Below are 18,679 nucleotides of genomic sequence, written 5' to 3' on the forward strand. Positions count from 1 at the left end.
CGGCCGGGTCTTGACCTGTCAGATGGCCCCGTCGACGATGACCATGGGTCTGCCCTGCGAGCAGGGCTCGATACGGGCATCGATGCGATAGATATCGCGCAGCATTTCAGGGGTTATCACCGCTTCGGTACTGCCGCTCACCACCATTTCACCGCGCGCGATCACCATCGTATTTTCGCAATAACGAAGCGCATGGTTGAGGTCATGCAGGGCGATCAGCACGATCATGCCGGTCTTCTGCGCCAGATCGGTAACGAAGCCCAGAACTTCAATCTGCCGATGGAGATCGAGCGCGGAGGTAGGCTCATCCATCAACAGCACCTCCGGCTTGCGGGCCAGCGCCTGCGCCAGCGAAACAAGCTGCCGCTGGCCACCGGATAGCTCGCCGAGGCCGCGGAAAGCCAGATCGTGGATTTTCAGCGCCTTGAGAATGGCGTCGATCTCGAACAGCTCGTCATCGTGAACCCGCCAGCCGCCGCCCTGCTTGGCGGAAAGAAGCACGGATTCATAGACAGTCAGCACGGCGTTCGCACCGGTATCCTGCGGCATATAGCAGATGGCGCGGTTGCCACGCGCCGTGTCCGAGAGCTCGACCAGACCGGGACCAGAAATCAGGCTGGCGATGCGTTTGAAAAGCGTGGACTTGCCGGCGGCATTCGGGCCGATTACGGCCGTAACACTACCGCTTTCCAGCGTATCGATGCCGACCTTGGAGAGTACAGTGATGCGCCCATAGGCGGCGCCGACATCTCTCAGTGCGAGCGCTACCATGCGCGTCTCCTGTTGCCGAAAATAAGCGCGAAGAAGAAGGGTACGCCGACAAGCGCGGTGATGACACCGATCGGCAGGATGGCACCGGGAATGAGGATCTTGCTGATGACCGAGGTTGCCGACAGAAGCAGCGCGCCGCAGATCACCGAGCCGGGCAGGAAGAAACGCTGGTCTTCGCCAACAACCATGCGGGCGATGTGCGGACCGACCAGCCCGACGAAACCGATGGTGCCGACAAAAGAAACCGGAATGGCCGCCAGAAGGCTGACCGTCAGCATGGTCGTCAACCGCAGCCGCCGGACATTGATGCCCATGCTGGCCGCCTTGTCGTCACCCAGCCTCAGCGCCGTCAGCGCCCAGGCATTGCGCATGAACATCGGCACGGTGACGAGGAGGATGGCGGCCGTGATATAGACCTTGTCCCAGGTCGCCTTGGTCAGGCTGCCCATGGTCCAGAAAACCACGGCGGCAAGCGCCTGTTCAGACGCCAGATATTCAAGCAGCGACAGCGCCGCATTGAAAGTGAACACCAGCGCGATGCCGAGCAGCACGATGGTTTCAACCGTCACCCCGCGAAGCGTCGAGGCGAAATGGATGAAGAGGGCCGCGACCATGGCCATGATGAAAGCATTGATAGGCACCATGTAATGCACCGCGCCCGGAAAGATCGCCACGCCGCCAACCAGCGCCAGCGCCGCACCAAAACTTGCCGCGGCGGAAATGCCGAGCGTGAAGGGGCTGGCAAGCGGGTTAGACAGGATGGTCTGCATCTGTGCGCCCGCAACCGAAAGCGACGCGCCGACAGTGACTGCCATCAGTGCGATCGGCATGCGGATATCCCAGATCACCACCCGGAGCTGGTTTCCGACGGCAGCCGGATCGGCAATGGTCGCCAGAACCTCGGAGAGCGTGTAGCGCGCCGGGCCGAGCGCCATGTCGGCGGCCATGCTGAAACACAGGGCGATAAAAAGCCCGAAGAGGATGATGATCCTGCGCGCGGCAAGGGCGCGATATTGATCGCGCCCACTGATGCCAACCGCGCTTTCATTCAGCGAACTCATTGGTTCAAACCTTTTTCCAGCGAGGCGAAATAGCCCGGCTTGTAGGTGACGGGAAGGAATTTGCGGTGAAACTCCTCAAAATTCTTTTCGGGATCGAGATCGGCGAAGAGATCGGGATGGAACCACTTGGCGAATTGCTGGATCGGGAAGAACTCGTAAGGCGCGCCATAGAACTGATGCCAGACGGCGTGGACATTGCCTTCCTTCACGGCCTTCAGTTCAGGAAACGGCGTGCGCTTCATCAGGTTGGCGAGCCTATCGCGGGAAAGGGTCATATCCGCGCCGCGGCCGACAGGAACGAACTGGTTGATGTCGGATTCGGCCGCCCAGTTGGAGCCTGTGACGATGACATGGTCCGGATCGGCAACGACGAGCTGCTCTGGATTGAGATCGCCGAACGTCGTATTGATGATGCCGTCGGCAATATTGTGGCCGCCGGCAAGATCGACCATCGCACCGAAATTGACTGGCCCGAAAGTGCGGCAGCAATTGTTTTCGCCGGAAATGCCGGGCGCACGTTCGATGAAGACGTTCGGGCGCTTCAGGTCCTTGACGCTTGCTAGCCGATCGGTCACGCGGGCGATTTCAGCACGGCGGTAGGCAATGAATTCCCTCGCGCGCTCTTCGGCGCCAAACAGCTTGCCGAGAATCTCGACCGAGGCTTCGCTGTTCTTTTCAGGATCGATGCGGAAATCGAGATAGATGATCTTGATACCGGCGGCGGCGGCCTTTTCTTCGAAACCACTTTCCTTCGCGGACTTCTCCGCTTCCAGATTGAGGGTGATCACATCCGGCGAAAGGGTGATGGCGGTTTCCAGGCTGAAATCGCCCTGCGGCACATAACCGAAACGCAGCAGTTTCTCGATCTGCGGAAAACGCTCGACATAGGCGGCATAACTGTCGGGATCCTTCTTGAGAAGGTCGTCACGCCAGCCGACGATGGTATCAAAGGTCTGCTCGCCCTTGAGCGCCGCGATGACGTGCACCTGACGGGCTTCACCAACGATAACGCGCTTGGCTGGCAGGTCCAGCTCAACCTTGCGCCCGGTGACATCGGTGATTTCCCCGGCACGAGCCGTCACGGCGAGAAGGGAGAAGGCCAGCACCGCAAGATGCCTGAGAGCGTTGAGCCGCATGAGAAGTCCTCATTGAGTTCCAAAACAAAGCGATAAAGCCGCATGGCTGCGGCTTTATCCATCGGTCGGACGGCGCTCCCCTTCACCGTCCCTGTATTACTTGGCGTCCTTCAGCGAAACGAAGTAGCCGGGCTTGTAGTCGAGCGGCAGGAAGCGGGCATGCAGCTCCTTGAAGGTCGCCTCGGGGTCCAGATCCTTAAAGAGGTCGGGATGCAGCCACTTGGCGATTTCCTGAATGGCCACGAACTGGTAGGGATTGTTGTAGAACTGATGCCAGATGGCGTGGACATTGCCGTCCTTCACCGCCTGCACACCGGTGAAAGCCGGGCGCTTGGTCAGGTTTTCAAGCTTGCGATGCGCTTCCTTCAGATCCGCGCCATAACCGACGCCGACCCAGTTGCCGCCCGGCACATAACCGTTCCAGTTGCCGCCGGTGATGATGACCTGCTCCGGGTTGGAGGCGATGATCTGTTCCGGATTGACGTTGCCGAAGGTGCCGGGAATGATGTCCTTGGCCATGTTGATGCCGCCGGCAAGCTCCACCATCTTGCCGAAATTCTCGTTGCCGAAAGACATGCAGCAATCGTCGGAGTAACCGCCGGCGCGCTCCATGAACACGACAGGCTTCTTCGGATTGGCTTTTTCAAGCGTATCGGTGACCTTGGCGATGGAGTCGGCGCGGAACTTGATGAAGTCCTCGGCGATCTTTTCCTTGCCGGTCAGCTGGCCCATGAGGCGCATGCTCGGCTCGGTATTTTCCATCGGCTTTTCGCGGAAATCGACGTAAACAAGCGGAATGCCGACCTTGGCGAGTTTTTCGATGTAACCCGCTTCTTCGGTCGCCGTCTTGGCGTCGATATTCATCAGGATCACGTCAGGCTTCAGCGAAACGGCCTGCTCGATATCGAACGTGCCGTCCTTCATGCCGCCGAAAGTCGGCAGCTTGGCAATCTCGGGATATTTGGCGAGATAGGCGGCGTAGGTTTCCGGATCGGCTTTCGCCAGGTCGTCGCGCCAGCCAACGACGTGCTGGAAAGGGTTTTCCTTGTCGAGCGCAGCCAGGAAATAAATCTGGCGACCTTCGCCGAGGATGACGTGCGATACAGGCACATTGACCTCGACATCGCGGCCGGTCACATCCTTGACGGTGACCTTTTCGGCGAATGCCGGCCATGCGGCGGATACGAGAAGGCCAAGGGCAAGTGCCGCAGATTTGGCTGAAATGCGCATCGGATATTGCTCTCCAGTGTTGACTGGCGCGGCTGTATTATTTTCTGACTGTACTAGTCAACATTTATGTTTTAGAGCCATTCTTAACTGACCGGTACATGAGCTGAACACCGATGATCGATACTATCCAATATGGCAAAAACGACAGTCTGAGAGACGAAATCAAATCCTATTGGTCCGGCCGCGCCGCGACTTTCGACCTTTCGCCCGGGCATGAAATTTTCTCCGAAGACGAGCGTGCAGCCTGGCACGCGCTCATCCTGAAACATCTGGGCCGCGGAGAGGGCCGCAAGGCGCTTGATCTCGCCAGCGGCACCGGCGTCATCTCACACCTGATGGACGATCTCGGTTTTCAGGTTACCGGCATGGACTGGTCGGAAACGATGCTGGCCCTTGCCCGGGAAAAAGCGAAAAAACGTGGACGCAGCATCCGCTTTTTCGTCGGCGATGCCGAAAACACCATGGAGCCGGATGAAAGCGCCGACGTCATCATCACCCGTCATCTGGTCTGGACGCTGGTGGACCCACAGGCGAGTTTTGCCGAATGGTTCCGTGTCTTGAAACCCGGCGGGCGGCTTCTGATCGTTGACGGCGATTTCGTGAATACCGGCTGGCGCGAAAAGCTGGTGAAGAAACTGGCGGCCAGCCTCGAAAACATCGGCCTCGTCAAACCGGACCAGCCGCACAAGCCGGCGGACCCGGAAAATACCTTCAACAGCATCCTCTCGCGGGTCTATTTTTCGAAGGGCGCAAGGGCCGGCGATGTCGCGGCGCTGTTACGCACGACCGGTTTCGAACCTGTCGCGATCGATCAGGAACTTCAGGCCATTCACCGCGCCCAGGCGAAAAACTTCAGCCTTCTAAAAGGCGTCCTGCGCGGGCTGCAGCATCGTTATGCGGTATGTGCGGTGAAGCCGGATGTTACTGGCAAAAGCTGAGGCGGCATCAACCGCCGCAGCTGGGCCTCCGACATCGCTTTATTTTTCCGCCTGCTCGAAAAGATCGTCGAACCGTGGTTTGGCGCGACCCGGCACGTCCACCGTCCTGTAGCTCTGCGGCAGGGTCGCATCGCCCACCTTGATCAGCATGACCATGCCCATGCCGTAATGCGGCGAGCATTTTATGCCGTAAAAGCCCGGCTTTTCGAACCCGGTCTCGAACTCGTCATTGATCCGGCTTTTGAACCCTTCGACACCTTCCGGAACCATGCCATCGATGGTCGCGGCATTGTGGCTCTTGTGAGTGGGCACAAAGCGTACGCGGTCGCCGGGCGCGATTTCGAGAAAATCGGGCTCGAATACCATCGGGCCCTTTTCGCCCCGGTTCAGCATTTTCACCTCGAAGGTCTCGGCTGAAGCCTGAAGCGGAAAGCCCGTGACCGTCACGGCAATTGCGGCAGCGGCGCAAAACAGTCTGGTCTTTGCAACGGCGTTTGCGAGCATCGTCAACATCATCATCGTGCCAATACTTTCCTTGGGTGCTCGGCCCGCCCATGGGCCGGCAGAAAACGAATATGGGAAAAGCCGCCCTCGTCCGTGGTGACGACACATTCGACTCCGAAAACCTCGGCTATTGTCGCCGGTGTCAGAACGTCCCGCGGCGGGCCGACCGCGATCATCTCACCCCGATGCATGATGGCGACGCGGTCGCAGAACATAGCGGCGTGATTGAGATCGTGCAGCGCCGCAACGACGGTCAGGCCCTGCCGGCGCACCAGATCGAGCAGGCCGATCTGATGGCCTATGTCGAGGTGATTGGTCGGTTCGTCCAGAAGCAGGATATGTGGCTCCTGCGTCAATGCGCGCGCGATATGCAGACGCTGGCGTTCGCCGCCGGAAAGATGATGCCAGTTGCGCTCCGCCTTGTCGGCCATGTCGACATTGGCAAGTGCCGCATCAACAATGGCGTCGTCATTCTGTGACCAGGCGGAAAGCGGCCCGAGATAGGGCGTGCGCCCAAGCTCCACGGCCTGCCGTGCGGTGATGCGCTCTGTCGTTTCAGCCTGTTGCTCCACGAAGGCGAGCCGGCGGGCAAGGTCGCGGCGTCCCAGCGAGGCAAGCGGCTCCTCGCCAAGCGTAACGTGCCCCCGGCGTGGTTTGCGAATTCCCGCCAGCATGGAAAGCAGCGTGCTCTTGCCGGAACCATTCGGGCCGATGATGCCCAGAAACTCCCCGGAACCGACATTGAGCGAAACGCCGCGCACGATATCGATATTGCCGGCATGGAAATGCAGGCCGTGGGCGGATAACTTCATGACCGCGCCCTCTTTTGCCCCAGGATGAAGGCGAAGGCGGGCGCGCCGACCAGCGCGGTGATGACGCCGATGGGCAGCACCTGCCCCGGAATGACGATGCGCGAGAGAATATCCGCGACTATCATGAAAACCGCACCGGTCAGTGCCGTCACCGGCAGCAAGATGCCATGGCGAACGCCGACGAAGATGCGCGCGGCATGGGGAATGACGAGCCCGACGAAACCGATGGAGCCGACCAGCGACACCATCGCGGCCGTCATGATTGCCGAAACCGAGATCAGCACCGCATAGACCCACCGCACCGGGATACCGAGTGAAGCGGCGGCTTGACCGCCGAAGGCAAAGGCATCCAGCGCCCGGGCATACCAGAGACACACAGCAAGACCCGCAAGGCTGACCGGCAGCGCCAGCCAGACATCCGGCCAGCGCACGCCCGAGAGGTTGCCGAGCAGCCAGAACATAATGCCGCGCGCCTGTTCCGCATTGGCGGATTTGGTGACGATGAAAGAGGTCATGGCGTTGAACAGCTGCGACCCGGCCACCCCCGCCAGAATGATGGCGCTGTTGCCATGTCCCGCCCGCACCGCGAGAAGGCTGACCAGAGAAAAGGCCACAAAAGCACCGATGAGCGCGCCGGCCGGCATCGTCAGGAAACCCGCGCCAAAACCCAGAAGCGCGACAGCGACGGCACCGGTGGAGGCGCCGGCGGAAATGCCGAGAATATAGGGATCGGCAAGCGGGTTGCGCAGAAGCGATTGCAGCACCGCCCCGGCGAGCGCCAGCGAAGCCCCGCAGCAGGCGGCGACAACGGCGCGGCTGAGGCGATAACTCCAGACAATGCCCTCATCCAGCGGCTCCAACGGATAACCAGCATGGAAGACACGGTTGGCGATAGTTTTCGCCACGACGTCAAAAGGAATGGCGGTCTCGCCGATGGCCGCTCCAGCCATCAGCGCGACGAGCAGCAGGGCGAGCGCGGCGAAAGCCAGTCCCACCCTGCCGAAATGGACGGAAAGACCGTTCACTTGGCGAGGCCGGCAGCCGAAATCGCTTCAGCCAGCGTTTCGATGCCTTCAATGGTGCGAATGGTCGGGTTCATCGCCTGCGCATCCATCTCGAAGACATGACCTTCCTTGACGGCGGGCATGATGCTGGCCACGGGATCGCTGGCGAGGAACTTCAGCTTGACGGCGACATCGTCAGCCGGGAAGCGACGGCGGTCCATCTTGCCGGCGACGATGACGGAGGGATTTGCCTTGGCGATGGTTTCCCAGCCGACGGTCGGCCATTCCTCATCGCTTTCGATGACATTCTTTAAGCCCAGCGCGGACATGATGTAACCGGGCGCGCCGTTGCGGCCAGCCACATAGGGGTCGATATCCAGCTCGGCGCTGGAGAACCAGAAGACGGCCGAAAGCTTGCCATTTGCCAAGGCGATCTTGGCGCGGGCGGCTTCCTCACGCTTTTTCAGGTCGGCAACGACTTCCTCGCCGCGATCCTGCACGTTGAAGATTTTGGCGAGATCGCGGATTTCCTGATAGATCAGATCCATGGTGAAGCCGGTGTTGCGCACGCCGTCGCCACCGCCGGAATTATCCTTGCCGATGCAATCGGCAGGCGAGGTATAGACGGGAATGCCGAGTTCGGCGAATTGCGCCGGCGTTCCGACGACGCCTTCAGGGCCGATCTGCCACTGGAACTGGGTCGTTACGAGGTCGGGTCTCTTGCCGACAACCGCCTCAAAGCTCGGATCATTATCGGCCAATCGCTCGACCTTGGCATTGGCCTCCTCGTAGCCCTTCAGAACCGGGCCGATCCACAGCGCCGTGCCGACCACCTTGTCAGCAACCCCGAGCAGATAAAGAACCTCGGTCGTGCTCTGGCCGACGGATACGGTGCGGGCGGGAGCCTGTTTGAAGGTGATCTCCTGACCGCAGCTGTTGATCGTCAGGGGGTAAGTGGTTTCGGCAGCGTTAGCGTTGGCAAGAGGCAAAACCGCAAACGCGGCGGCCAGAAAGCCGGCATGGACCGGCAGGCGTCTAGAATGAAACATGTGTTCTCCAGTCGAAAGTAAAACTTATTCCAGAGCAGCAGGCGTCAGAACGCGCAGCAACAGCGGGACGTCTTGTACGGAGAACGACGACGGGACGCAAACCAAATGTTATGAAATAACATTACAATCTCCTCCTCCGGGCTTCCCCGCCCGTAACGATGGTTCATATTTTGACGGCAGGTCTCCTGGCTCACGGATTTGCGTCACTCATCTGCCTTCCCGCATTCCAGAGAATACAGTGGCATGACGCCTTGAAGCGTCACTGGGATGAACGACAATCCGCTTACAGTTGCGGGGGCAGCCACGGCATTGGGCGAAAAAGATCGCCCGCACCATGTTCCCTATTAATCCCTTCGCCTTTCGGCTGCAGGAACCGTCGCTTTCTCACATAAGGGGCAACGGGCGGGGCGTCAATTGCGATAGTGCCGCACCTCAGCACAAAGACGGGCCAGCCAGGGCGAAAATCATTGCGGAACCAGAGCCAGCCGGTTGCGGCACGTTTTTCGACATGGTGGTAAGCGTTTCGATCACCACCAGGCCGGATTGCGTCAGAAAGTCGGTCAGAAGACCACTGTCACGCACGGCATCGAGACGGACGAGCTGATCGTCCAGATCGGAAAAATGCCGCCTGACCAGCGCAATGGCCTGCGTTTCCTCACCCGCAACGACCGGGCCGACAATATGGCCCCGTCCCGCTGCGCGCCGCAATGCAAAGGCCACGAGACGATCCGCCTCGAACAGGCCATAACCCTTATTTTCCCGCAGGAGACGCTGCAGGACGCGCTGGCGCGAGACACCGAAAGCCGCCTGATCCAGATCCGCAACAGCGGACAAATGGTCCCCCGAAAGCGGCTCGATCCTCTGTTTTCTTCCGAGCGTCGGCATCTCGGCAGGGCAGCGCGCCTTGCCACGAAGGAGATGTACTTTTTCCGCATCTCCGGCAAAACCCAGCCGGGCAAAAAGCCGCCGTGACGCTTCCGTAGCGTTCAGCCGCAGTGCAGCGTCAGGGTAATCTGCCATGAGTTGCCGCACCAACCATGGTGCGACGCCCTGTCCCTGCAAACGGGGGGAAACGATGACCATGCCGACCGTTGCGAAACCTTCATCATAAGGAAACAGCATGGCGGTTGCGACAACGCGGTCGATTTCGTCAAGCGCGGCAAGGCCGATGCCACATTGACGCAGGAAACACCATTCATTCGCGTGGTATCGCCATCCGACAGCCATGGAGAGGGCATGCAGATGATCGGCCTCCACATCGGCGATATCCACGGTTCGCAACTCGAAACTATCGACCTTGAGCAGCTCCATGACAAACGGCTCTCATTCCCTCCGGCGCGGAACCTTGATCCCGGCAGCCCAGCCCACGACATCCGAAGATAACCAGCCTTGCCGGCAGGAATTTTCCGAAAGCGCTGGAAAGACACAACAATCTACCGAAAACACCCCTATTTCAGCAGATAAACGCCGCCGGCCACTCTAAGCTTTTCGACGTTGAAGCGGCGGAGACAGCCATGAACGCAATCGAAATTCTGGAGCGTCTTGTCGGCTTCCCATCGGTCGTCGGAACCGCCAATGGCGATATCGCCGGGTGGATCGCCGATTATCTGGATAGTCACGGCGCGAAAGTATCGCTGCTTGCCGGTCCCGAGGGCGACCGCGCCAATCTCTTCGCCAGCTTCGGGCCGACAGATACCAGCGGATACATCCTGTCCGGCCATATGGATGTGGTGCCTGCCGGTGAGCCGGAATGGTCCTCCGATCCCTTCACCCTGAGAGCGGAAGGCGAGCGTCTTTACGGACGCGGAACCACCGACATGAAGGGATTTCTGGCCACGGTTCTCGCCGCGGCACCGGCATTTTCGCGCATGGCGCTGAATCGCCCCGTTCATATTGCCTTTTCCTATGACGAGGAGGCGGGCTGCCGCGGCGTCCCGCACCTCATTGCCCGATTGCCGGAACTATGCGCAAAACCGGCGGGCGCGATCATCGGCGAACCGAGCAATCTGCGTGCCGTGCGCGCCCACAAGGGCAAGGCCGCTGCACGCATCACCATTCGCGGCCGCTCCGGCCATTCCTCGCGGCCGGATCAGGGCGTGAACGCCATCCATTTGATCACCGGCATCATGGCGAAGGCTGTCGAGACCGCACAGGCCCTCACGCAGGGCCCCTTCGAGGCGACATTCGAGCCCCCCTATTCTTCCCTACAGATCGGCACGGTGAAAGGCGGACAGGCGATCAACATCATTCCCGATCTCTGCGCCATCGAACTGGAAGCACGAGCGATTGCCGGTGTGTCGCCGCTCGCCCTGCTCCAGCCGGTGCGTGACGGCGTCGAAGCGCTCGCCGCTGAGGGCATCGACATAGAATGGGCACCGATGAGCGATTATCCGGCGCTGTCCCTCGCCGCCGATGCGCCGCTCGTGAAGCTTCTGGAAGAATTGACCGGCGCGCCCTGCATCGCCGCCGTCAGCTACGGCACGGAGGCCGGGCTCTTTCAGGCTGCCGGCATCGACGCCATCATCTGCGGCCCGGGCGATATCGGCCGCGCCCACAAGCCGGACGAATTCATAACGGCCGGCGAACTTTCGGCCTGCCAGTCAATGCTGGAAACACTGGCGAACCACTGCACGGTTTAAACCTTCGGAACCACGGATATCAGATGACGTTTTTCTTCAATTCCGACGCGAAGCGCGGCGAGATTTTCCGGCAGGCCCTGGCCCGCGACCTGCCGGAGCTGCCCTTCTCGATGGATGCCGCCAGCGTGGATGCTGATACGGTTCGATATCTCATCACCTGGACCGTGCCTGATGATATCGGCCGTTACCGCAATCTCGAAATCCTGTTTTCCATCGGTGCGGGTGTCGATCAGTTCCACATCGATGCGGTCCCTGCGCATGTGAAGGTCGTGCGCATGGTGGATGAAGGCATCATCCGCATGATGCAGGAATATGTAAGCCTTGGCGTGCTGGCGCTTCACCGCAACCTGCCGGTCTATTTAAAACAGCAGCGCCAGCAACTCTGGAAGGCTTTGCCGCAGCGTCAGGCGGAAGAGTGCCGGGTGGGCGTTCTCGGCCTCGGCATGCTGGGTGTTGCGGCGCTGGAGCGGCTGAAACCCTTCGGTTTTCCACTTTCCGGCTGGAGCCGTTCCCCGCGCGCGATCGACGGCGTAACCTGCCATCACGGCGAAGCCGGATTGGCCGCCATCCTCTCGACAAGCGATATTCTCGTCTGCCTGCTGCCGCTGACCGAAGAGACCGTGGGGCTTCTGAACGACGAACGTCTGGCAATGCTTCCAGAAGGCGCTGGCCTCGTGCACGCCGGGCGCGGCAAACAACTCGACCACGACGCCCTCGTCGATGCGCTGGATAATGGCAGGCTCTCGGGCGCGGTGATCGACGTCACCGAACCCGAACCTCTGCCGGAAGAGCATCGTTTCTGGACCCATCCGAAAATTCTCCTGACACCGCATATCGCCAGCGTCACCCAGCCGCATTCGGCAGCACGCACCGTTGTCGAGAACATCAAACGATACCAGTCCGGCCTCGAGCCGCTCGGCCTCGTCGACCGCAACCGCGGATATTGATCATACCGTTCCAGGAAAGGACACCCATGCCGCTTCTCAAGACCATCGACACCCATCCCGCCTTCGAACCGAAAGCTTCCAAGGCCCTGCCGGAACGCCTCATCTCCGGCGATCCCTCCTTCAAGACCTGGCCGCTGGACGAAGCCCGCAACGGCACCGTCCACACCGGCATCTGGGAAGCGACGCCGGGCGAAAGCCGTTCGATCAAGGGCGAAACCTTCGAATTCTGCCATATTCTCGAAGGCGTCATCGAAATCACGCCGGAAGGCGGCGCACCGCTGCGTTATACGGCGGGCGACAGTTTCGTCATGAAGCCGGGCTTCGTCGGCGTATGGAAAACCATTGAAACCGTCCGCAAGATCTATGTTACGGTGAACGGATGAACTGGGAACCGGCCATTTTCGAAATCACCCGCGACGGCTACGTGCTGAGCACTGATCCGGCGCGTGTGGATTTCGATCTGGTCCATGGTTTTCTCGCCCGCGATTCCTACTGGGCGCAGGGAATGACCGCCGACCGGCTGAAGCGGGCGCTTTCGCATTCGCTGCCGGTCGGCGTCTACGCCCCCGATGGTTCCATGGCCGCCTTCGCCCGTCTGGTGACGGACTATGCCGTTTTCGGCTATCTGCGCGATGTCTTCACGGTGGAGGATCATCGCGGTCGCGGCCTTGCTTCCTGGATCGCCACCGAGATACGCAGGCATCCGGAGCTCTCAACGGTATCAAGCTGGATGCTCGCGACCCGCGACGCCCATGGCGTCTATGAAAAGGCCGGCTATCGAGCCGCACCGCATCCCGAATATTACATGACGGTGCCAAAACCCGGCGAAGGCTGATCAGCCTGACTTGCACGTCATGTCGGCCATCATCATAACCTGGAGCTATGACCCTTGCCCCATAAATGCTTGGCCCTTTTCCGGTCCCGATGACAGCATCATCAGGACTGGAAAAGGAGACGGAAGAGATGGGATATCGCATTGGCGTTGATGTGGGCGGGTCATTTACGGATTTTGCCGTGTTTGACGATGGGACCGGCTCGCTTTCCACCCTGAAGGTGTTTTCCCGCCCCGATGCGCCGGGAGAAGAAATCCTTCTCGCGCTCGATACGCTGAAAAAGCGCGACGGCATCGAAGCGAAGGACGTTTCCTATTTCACCCATGGAACCACCGTCGGTGTCAACACGGTGATCCAGCGCAACGGCCAGAACGTCGCCCTGTTCACCACGGAAAATTTCGAGGACGTGCTTGATGTTGCACGCCTGAAAATCCCGCAGATCCACAATCTCTATTCCGTGCGGCCGGAACCGCTCATCCCGCGTGAACGGGTTTTCGGCATAGCCGAACGCATGCTGGCGACCGGCGAGATAAAGCTCACGCCGAACGAAGAGAATGTGGCGAAGGCTGTCGCCGGAGCAATTGCAGCCGGTTGCGACGGCATCGTTCTCGCCTTCCTGCATTCCTACCGTAACCCCGAAAACGAACGGGCCGTGAAGGCGATGATCGAGCGCATCGCACCGCAATTGCCAGTGGTCTCCTCTGCCGAGACATGGCCGATCATCCGCGAATATGAGCGCACAGTCACCGCCGTCATCAGTGGTTATGTCCAGCCGCGCGTCGCACATTACCTCGATCGTTTTGAAACGGTGCTGCGCAGGCAAGGCATTGCCTGCCCGCTGCTCATCACCAAGACCAATGGCGGCGTCATGGGCATCGATCAGGCGCGGCGCGAATGTGTGCAGATGATCCTGTCGGGCACCGCCTCCGGCGTCATCGGCGCGGGTTATCTGGCGAAGGCCAGCGGCTTTGAGCGGGTGATGAGCCTGGACATTGGCGGCACCAGCGCCGATGTGGCCGTTATCCTTGATGGCGAGGCCCAATATGGGGTCGGTGAGCTGATCGGCGATTTCCAGATTCATGTTCCCTCCGTTTCCGTCAGTTCCGTTGGCCAGGGCGGCGGCTCGGTCGCGTGGGTGGATAGTCTCGGCCTGTTGCAGGTCGGACCGGAAAGTGCCGGTTCGACGCCGGGGCCTGCCTGTTACGGACGCGGCGGCGACCGCCCGACAATCACGGACGCCATGGCGGCCGCCAATCTCATCGGCCACATGCCGCTCGGTTATGGCGCAGTGACCGTCGATCACGCCGCAGCGCGCGCCGCCCTCTTGCCGCTTGCCGAAAAACTCGGCCTTTCCGTCGAGGCGCTCGCCGGCAACATCGTCGATATCGCCGTCTCGGGCATGTATGCGGAGGTGAACGCCCTGACCTCCCGCTTCGCCATCGACCCGCGCGAATTTCACCTCTTCGCTTTCGGCGGCGCGGGCGCGATGCTCGCCTGTTTCCTTGCCCGCGAACTGGATATGAAAGGTGTGGTGGTGCCGCCCACCCCCGGTGTCGTTTCCGCGCTCGGCGGCCTGATTGCCGATCTCAAGAATGATTTCATCCGCACCACCTATTGCGAGGTGGACGACAGGGCGGCCTCTGATCTCGCCCCCCTTCTCACCGAAATGCAGGAGACCGGCCGCAACTGGCTGAAGGAACAGGGTTTTAACGGTGATTGCGACATGCGGCTTTCCGCCGACATGCGCTATCGCGGCCAGTCCTACGAAATCGAAACCACGCTGCAGCCGGAATGGCTGGGCAGAGGCCACGCCGGCGCCATCAACAAGGCTTTCCACGAAGAACATGCCCGTCTTTATGGCCATTCCGATGAACGGGCGGCCGTACAGATGGTCAACCTCAGGCTCGTCGTTTCCGGCCGAACACCGAAGCCCCCTCTTCGGGAGACAGGCATGGCCACCGGTCCCGCTAAACCGCGCTTCCACGCGAAAGGCTGGTTTGGTGGCATGGAACACGACATGGCTATCTATCATCGTGCCGATCTGGCGGCCGGACACGATTTCGATGGTCCCGCCATCATCCTTCAGGACGACACCACCACCGTGGCGCCGCCCGACTTCTCCGTCCATGTGGACCATTTCGGCAATCTCGTCATTACCAAGAGGGAGTTTTGATCCATGGCCATCGATCGCCGCAACCTCAAGGTCCTTGCCAATTTCTGCTCTGCCGCCGCCGACGCCATGGCCTTCACGCTGATGCGCACCGCCCATTCCGCCTTCGTCAAGGAAACCGAGGATTTTTCCTGCCAGGTGGTGACGCGCGAGGGGCTTGCCTTCGCCAATCCCCGGCAATTCGGCGCGCCCTGGTATAGCGGCATCGATTACGCGCCGCTGATTTCCATGTTCGAGGAGTATGAAGACGGCGATATCTGCATCACCAACGATCCCTATAGCGGTTTCGTCGCCACCCACTCGCCGGATATCCACATCTGGAAACCGGTCTTCCACGAGGGCAAAATCGCCTGTTTCGTGGTCGGGCACATTCACAATACCGACGTCGGCGGCGCGGTTCCCGCCTCATTGTCCCGCTCGCTTTCCGAAATTGAGCAGGAAGGCCTGCGCATCCCGCCAGTCAAGCTCGTTCGCAAAGGCAGGCTCGATCCCTTCATCATCGACATGATGAAGGCCAATGTCCGCATGCCGGAACAGAATATCGGCGACCTCCACGCCCAGATCGCCTCCGTCAACATCGGCGAACGCAAGATGCAGGAGATCGTTGCCCGTTTCGGCTTTGATGATTTTCTGGACGGTGTGCGCCAGATTTTCGACTATGCGGAAGAGCAGACCCGGCAAATCCTCACCAGGGTTCCCGATGGCGATTACTTCTTTGCCGACTATGCCGACGAGGATTCCGTTGGCGGCCGGCCATGCCGCGTGGCGCTGACGCTGAAAATCCGCGGCGGCGAGGCGGTTCTCGACTATACCGGCAGCGATCCGCAGCTCGGCTCGTCGCTGAATATGCCAACCGGCGGTCGCGAGCGACATTCACTCGTCATGGTCGGCCTGACCTATGTGCTTTATACGCTCGATAACAGCCTGCTTCTGAACGCCGGGACCCTGCGCCCGGTACGGGCCGTGCTGCCGGAAGGCACGATCGTCAATTGTCAACGCCCGGCCGCTGTCGGCATGCGCTCACTCACCTGCGCCATGACCCAGATCGTCACCATCGGCGCTTTCGCAAAGGCCCTGCCCGAGCTTATTCCCGCTGCCTCCCCCGGCGGAAACGCCATCATGAACATCAAGACCAGCGACCGGAGCGGCCGCCCGGTCATGGCCTCCATCGGCCCGGTTGGCGGCGGTGGCGGCGGTACGCCCTTCTGCGACGGCAGCGACGGCGCGGGCGGCGCCACCGGCTTTCTGCGCAACACGCCGATCGAAATCAGCGAAGCGGAGGTGCCGATCCTCTTCCGTCGTTATGGGTTGCAACGCGATACCGGCGGGGCAGGCCATTTTCGCGGCGGGCTTTCGGCCATCATGGAGTTTGAAATATCCTCGCCGGAAACGGTGGTCACGGCACGCAACCGCAATCGCTCGCTGATGGCAAGCTGGGGCGTCAATGGTGCGGGCCCGGGGCTGATTTCCCGCTTCCTCCGCAATCCCGATACGGAGGGCGAAATCTCGCTCGGCAATACCGACATCGTCCATTGCGGCCCGGGCGATGTCATTCGTGTCATCGGACCGGGAGCCGGCGGTTACGGCGACCCCTTCACCCGCCCGCAACAGGCCGTGCTTCGCGATGTGCGGCGTGGTGCGGTCTCGGCAGAAAATGCTGCAAGACACTACGGAGTCGTGCTCATCGGCGATGAGATCGATGAAGAAGCGACGGCCGCCCTGCGCTCCACACCGCGCCGAAAGACGGACGATATCATCAGTTATGGACCGGAGCGGCTTGCCTTCGAGGCGGTCTGGACCCGGGAACGTTATGACCTGTTGACTCAATTTCTGCAAAAATCGCCCGTGGGATGGCGTTTCTTCCTGAAACACCGGGTGTTTGAAGCAGTCGAAAACGAAGGCGACGATCCCCGGCCTCTTTGCGAGCGGATGGCCGGGATTTTCGACCGGATAAGTGCACGCTACGGCGTTTGACCGGCGGCCTGCCTTCGCCGCCGAAGATTGCGCTGTCTGCCGGTGGCAAAACAGGATTTTCATTCACCGCCCACGCCGCAGTCGGTCGATGCTGCTTGCCGTCAGGGATTAGCGTTGGGGCATATCCAGAGAGGATTCCACATGACGCTCAGCTTCGATCCAGACAGCTTGTCCCTGCCGATCGGCCATTTTATCGGCGACCGGCTGATTACGGCGGCAAACGGCATCGACATGCACCGCCCATCCGATGGCGTTGGATATGCCGGTTGTCCCAAGGCGGATGCAGCGCTGGTCGATGAAGCGGTGCAGACTGCCAAGGCTGCGTTGAAGAGCAGCAACTGGGGCGGCGTGCGCCCGCGTGAGCGTACAAAGGTCTTGCAGCGCTGGGCCGACCTGATCGAACAGGAAGCCGAGACGCTGGCGAAAATCGAAGCGCTCTCCTCGACGCGGCCCGTGGGCCAGCTGATCGCCGGCGATATCGCCGTCACCGCCGAGCAAATCCGTTTCTTTGCCGAATTCGCCGACAAAGAAGGCGGCGATCTGGTGCCGACCGACGATGCGAGCCTCGGCATGATCATGACCGAACCCTATGGTGTCGTCGGCGCCATCACGCCATGGAATTTCCCCGTCTCCATGGCGGGCTGGAAGCTCGGCCCGGCGCTTGCCGCCGGCAATGCCGTGGTGCTGAAACCCTCGGAAATGACGCCCTTCTCCAGCATTTTTATGGCACAGCTGGCGATCAAGGCGGGGCTCCCCGCCGGTCTCATCAATATCGTACTGGGTGACGGGCCTGTGACGGGCAATGCCATCACCGGGCACCCTGATATCTCCAAGGTCAGCTTCACCGGCTCCACGGCCGCGGGCGCCGCCATCATGGCCAATATCGCCCGCACCGGCATCAAGCCCATGACGCTGGAGCTAGGCGGCAAGAGCCCGCAACTGGTCTTTGCCGATGCCGATATCGAAAAAGCGGCGGCGGCCATTGCCGGCAATATTCTCTCCAATGCCGGGCAGGCCTGCGTGGCCGGTTCCCGCATTATAGTTGAAGAAAGTGCGGCAGATGCCCTTTCCGCCGCGATCATCGCCCGCATGAAGGCGGTGAAGCCCGGCCCGACATGGGACGAGGCGTCGCAATATTCGCCTATTATCTCCGAAGTGCAGCGCAAGCGCATCGACGGCATCGTTCAGGCGGCCGTCGCCCATGGCGGCGAATGCCTGACGGGCGGCGCGAACATGGACGGCCCCGGCTATTTCTACCAACCGACGCTGATCGCCAATGTCGACCAGACATCTCCCGCCGTCACCGAAGAAATCTTCGGACCGGTGCTGACGCTGCAGACCTTCCGGACGGAAGAAGAGGCTCTGGCGCTTTCCGATCATCCGACTTACGGTCTGGCGGCGGGTCTTTTCAGCCGTGATGTCTCGCGTGTCTTGCGTCTGTCGCGCGCCATTCAGGCGGGAACGATCTGGGTCAACCGTTACGGCCGCTCCCGCGACCACATATTGCCGACAGGCGGTTACAAGCGCTCCGGCATCGGCAAGGATCTCGGCCGCGAGGCTTATCTGGCCAACCGCAAGAGCAAAAGTGTCCTCATCGGACTGTAACAGGGG

17 protein-coding genes and 1 riboswitch are annotated in these 18,679 nt (G+C 60.7%); of the genes, 8 read left to right on the top strand and 9 right to left on the bottom strand.

What is annotated here, in order from left to right; all coding sequences use genetic code 11:
• Positions 1-18: 18 nt before the first annotated feature.
• From QRN60_RS16385 to QRN60_RS16400, 4 genes are all read right to left on the bottom strand, one after another.
• Positions 19-771 (bottom strand): ABC transporter ATP-binding protein, encoded by a 753-nt coding sequence (locus QRN60_RS16385; RefSeq protein WP_003506804.1) that lies wholly within the window; start codon positions 769-771, stop codon positions 19-21.
• Positions 765-1,832: a FecCD family ABC transporter permease gene (locus tag QRN60_RS16390; protein ID WP_003506805.1), complete on the bottom strand. Its 1,068-nt coding sequence runs from the start codon at positions 1,830-1,832 to the stop codon at positions 765-767. Before QRN60_RS16390 ends, QRN60_RS16385 begins: the two co-directional genes overlap by 7 nt.
• Positions 1,829-2,968 (bottom strand): ABC transporter substrate-binding protein, encoded by a 1,140-nt coding sequence (locus QRN60_RS16395; protein ID WP_111817661.1) that lies wholly within the window; start codon positions 2,966-2,968, stop codon positions 1,829-1,831. The genes QRN60_RS16390 and QRN60_RS16395 overlap by 4 nt, the downstream gene beginning before the upstream one ends.
• A gap of 96 nt (positions 2,969-3,064) precedes the next feature.
• Positions 3,065-4,198 (bottom strand): ABC transporter substrate-binding protein, encoded by a 1,134-nt coding sequence (locus QRN60_RS16400; protein WP_111817660.1) that lies wholly within the window; start codon positions 4,196-4,198, stop codon positions 3,065-3,067.
• A 113-nt stretch (positions 4,199-4,311) separates the two neighbouring features.
• Between QRN60_RS16400 and QRN60_RS16405 the strand changes: the two genes are divergently transcribed.
• Entirely contained in the window at positions 4,312-5,136 is an 825-nt protein-coding gene (locus QRN60_RS16405) for a class I SAM-dependent methyltransferase (RefSeq protein ID WP_111817659.1), read from the top strand.
• 39 nt (positions 5,137-5,175) lie between these two features.
• Here the strand turns inward: QRN60_RS16405 and QRN60_RS16410 are convergent, their stop codons facing one another.
• From QRN60_RS16410 to QRN60_RS16430, 5 genes are all read right to left on the bottom strand, one after another.
• A complete protein-coding gene (locus QRN60_RS16410; RefSeq protein WP_060726926.1) occupies positions 5,176-5,655 on the bottom strand; it encodes a pseudoazurin in 480 nt (159 codons plus the stop codon).
• Complete coding sequence (locus QRN60_RS16415; RefSeq protein ID WP_099087199.1) at positions 5,652-6,452, bottom strand: ABC transporter ATP-binding protein; 801 nt, start codon at positions 6,450-6,452, stop codon at positions 5,652-5,654. Before QRN60_RS16415 ends, QRN60_RS16410 begins: the two co-directional genes overlap by 4 nt.
• Positions 6,449-7,477: a FecCD family ABC transporter permease gene (locus QRN60_RS16420; protein ID WP_003506816.1), complete on the bottom strand. Its 1,029-nt coding sequence runs from the start codon at positions 7,475-7,477 to the stop codon at positions 6,449-6,451. The genes QRN60_RS16415 and QRN60_RS16420 overlap by 4 nt, the downstream gene beginning before the upstream one ends.
• Positions 7,474-8,505, bottom strand: a complete 1,032-nt coding sequence (locus tag QRN60_RS16425) for an ABC transporter substrate-binding protein (RefSeq protein WP_060726927.1) — start codon at positions 8,503-8,505, stop codon at positions 7,474-7,476. The genes QRN60_RS16420 and QRN60_RS16425 overlap by 4 nt, the downstream gene beginning before the upstream one ends.
• Before the next feature lie 158 nt (positions 8,506-8,663).
• A riboswitch (cobalamin riboswitch) is annotated at positions 8,664-8,898 on the bottom strand.
• Between the two features lie 39 nt (positions 8,899-8,937).
• Positions 8,938-9,816: a GNAT family N-acetyltransferase gene (locus QRN60_RS16430; RefSeq protein WP_080864845.1), complete on the bottom strand. Its 879-nt coding sequence runs from the start codon at positions 9,814-9,816 to the stop codon at positions 8,938-8,940.
• A gap of 203 nt (positions 9,817-10,019) precedes the next feature.
• On the opposite strand from QRN60_RS16430, the gene argE reads away from it, so the two are divergent.
• From argE to QRN60_RS16465, 7 genes are all read left to right on the top strand, one after another.
• Positions 10,020-11,144, top strand: coding sequence for an acetylornithine deacetylase (gene argE / locus QRN60_RS16435; RefSeq protein WP_111817658.1), 1,125 nt, complete (start codon positions 10,020-10,022; stop codon positions 11,142-11,144).
• Between the two features lie 23 nt (positions 11,145-11,167).
• The gene (locus QRN60_RS16440) at positions 11,168-12,091 is read left to right on the top strand and encodes a 2-hydroxyacid dehydrogenase (protein WP_111817657.1); all 924 of its coding nucleotides are present in this window, start codon (positions 11,168-11,170) and stop codon (positions 12,089-12,091) included.
• Positions 12,092-12,117: 26 nt separating this feature from the next.
• Positions 12,118-12,474: a cupin domain-containing protein gene (locus QRN60_RS16445; RefSeq protein ID WP_003524651.1), complete on the top strand. Its 357-nt coding sequence runs from the start codon at positions 12,118-12,120 to the stop codon at positions 12,472-12,474.
• On the top strand, positions 12,471-12,926 hold the full coding sequence (locus QRN60_RS16450; protein ID WP_111817656.1) for a GNAT family N-acetyltransferase: 456 nt from the start codon (positions 12,471-12,473) through the stop codon (positions 12,924-12,926). The genes QRN60_RS16445 and QRN60_RS16450 overlap by 4 nt, the downstream gene beginning before the upstream one ends.
• 128 nt (positions 12,927-13,054) lie before the next feature.
• On the top strand, positions 13,055-15,097 hold the full coding sequence (locus QRN60_RS16455) for a hydantoinase/oxoprolinase family protein (protein ID WP_111817655.1): 2,043 nt from the start codon (positions 13,055-13,057) through the stop codon (positions 15,095-15,097).
• 3 nt (positions 15,098-15,100) lie between these two features.
• Positions 15,101-17,068: a hydantoinase B/oxoprolinase family protein gene (locus QRN60_RS16460; protein WP_003506832.1), complete on the top strand. Its 1,968-nt coding sequence runs from the start codon at positions 15,101-15,103 to the stop codon at positions 17,066-17,068.
• Between the two features lie 141 nt (positions 17,069-17,209).
• A complete protein-coding gene (locus tag QRN60_RS16465; protein ID WP_003506835.1) occupies positions 17,210-18,673 on the top strand; it encodes an aldehyde dehydrogenase family protein in 1,464 nt (487 codons plus the stop codon).
• Positions 18,674-18,679: the final 6 nt, after the last annotated feature.

The organism is Agrobacterium sp. CFBP2214 (genome assembly GCF_030209895.1).
GTDB lineage: Bacteria > Pseudomonadota > Alphaproteobacteria > Rhizobiales > Rhizobiaceae > Agrobacterium > Agrobacterium radiobacter.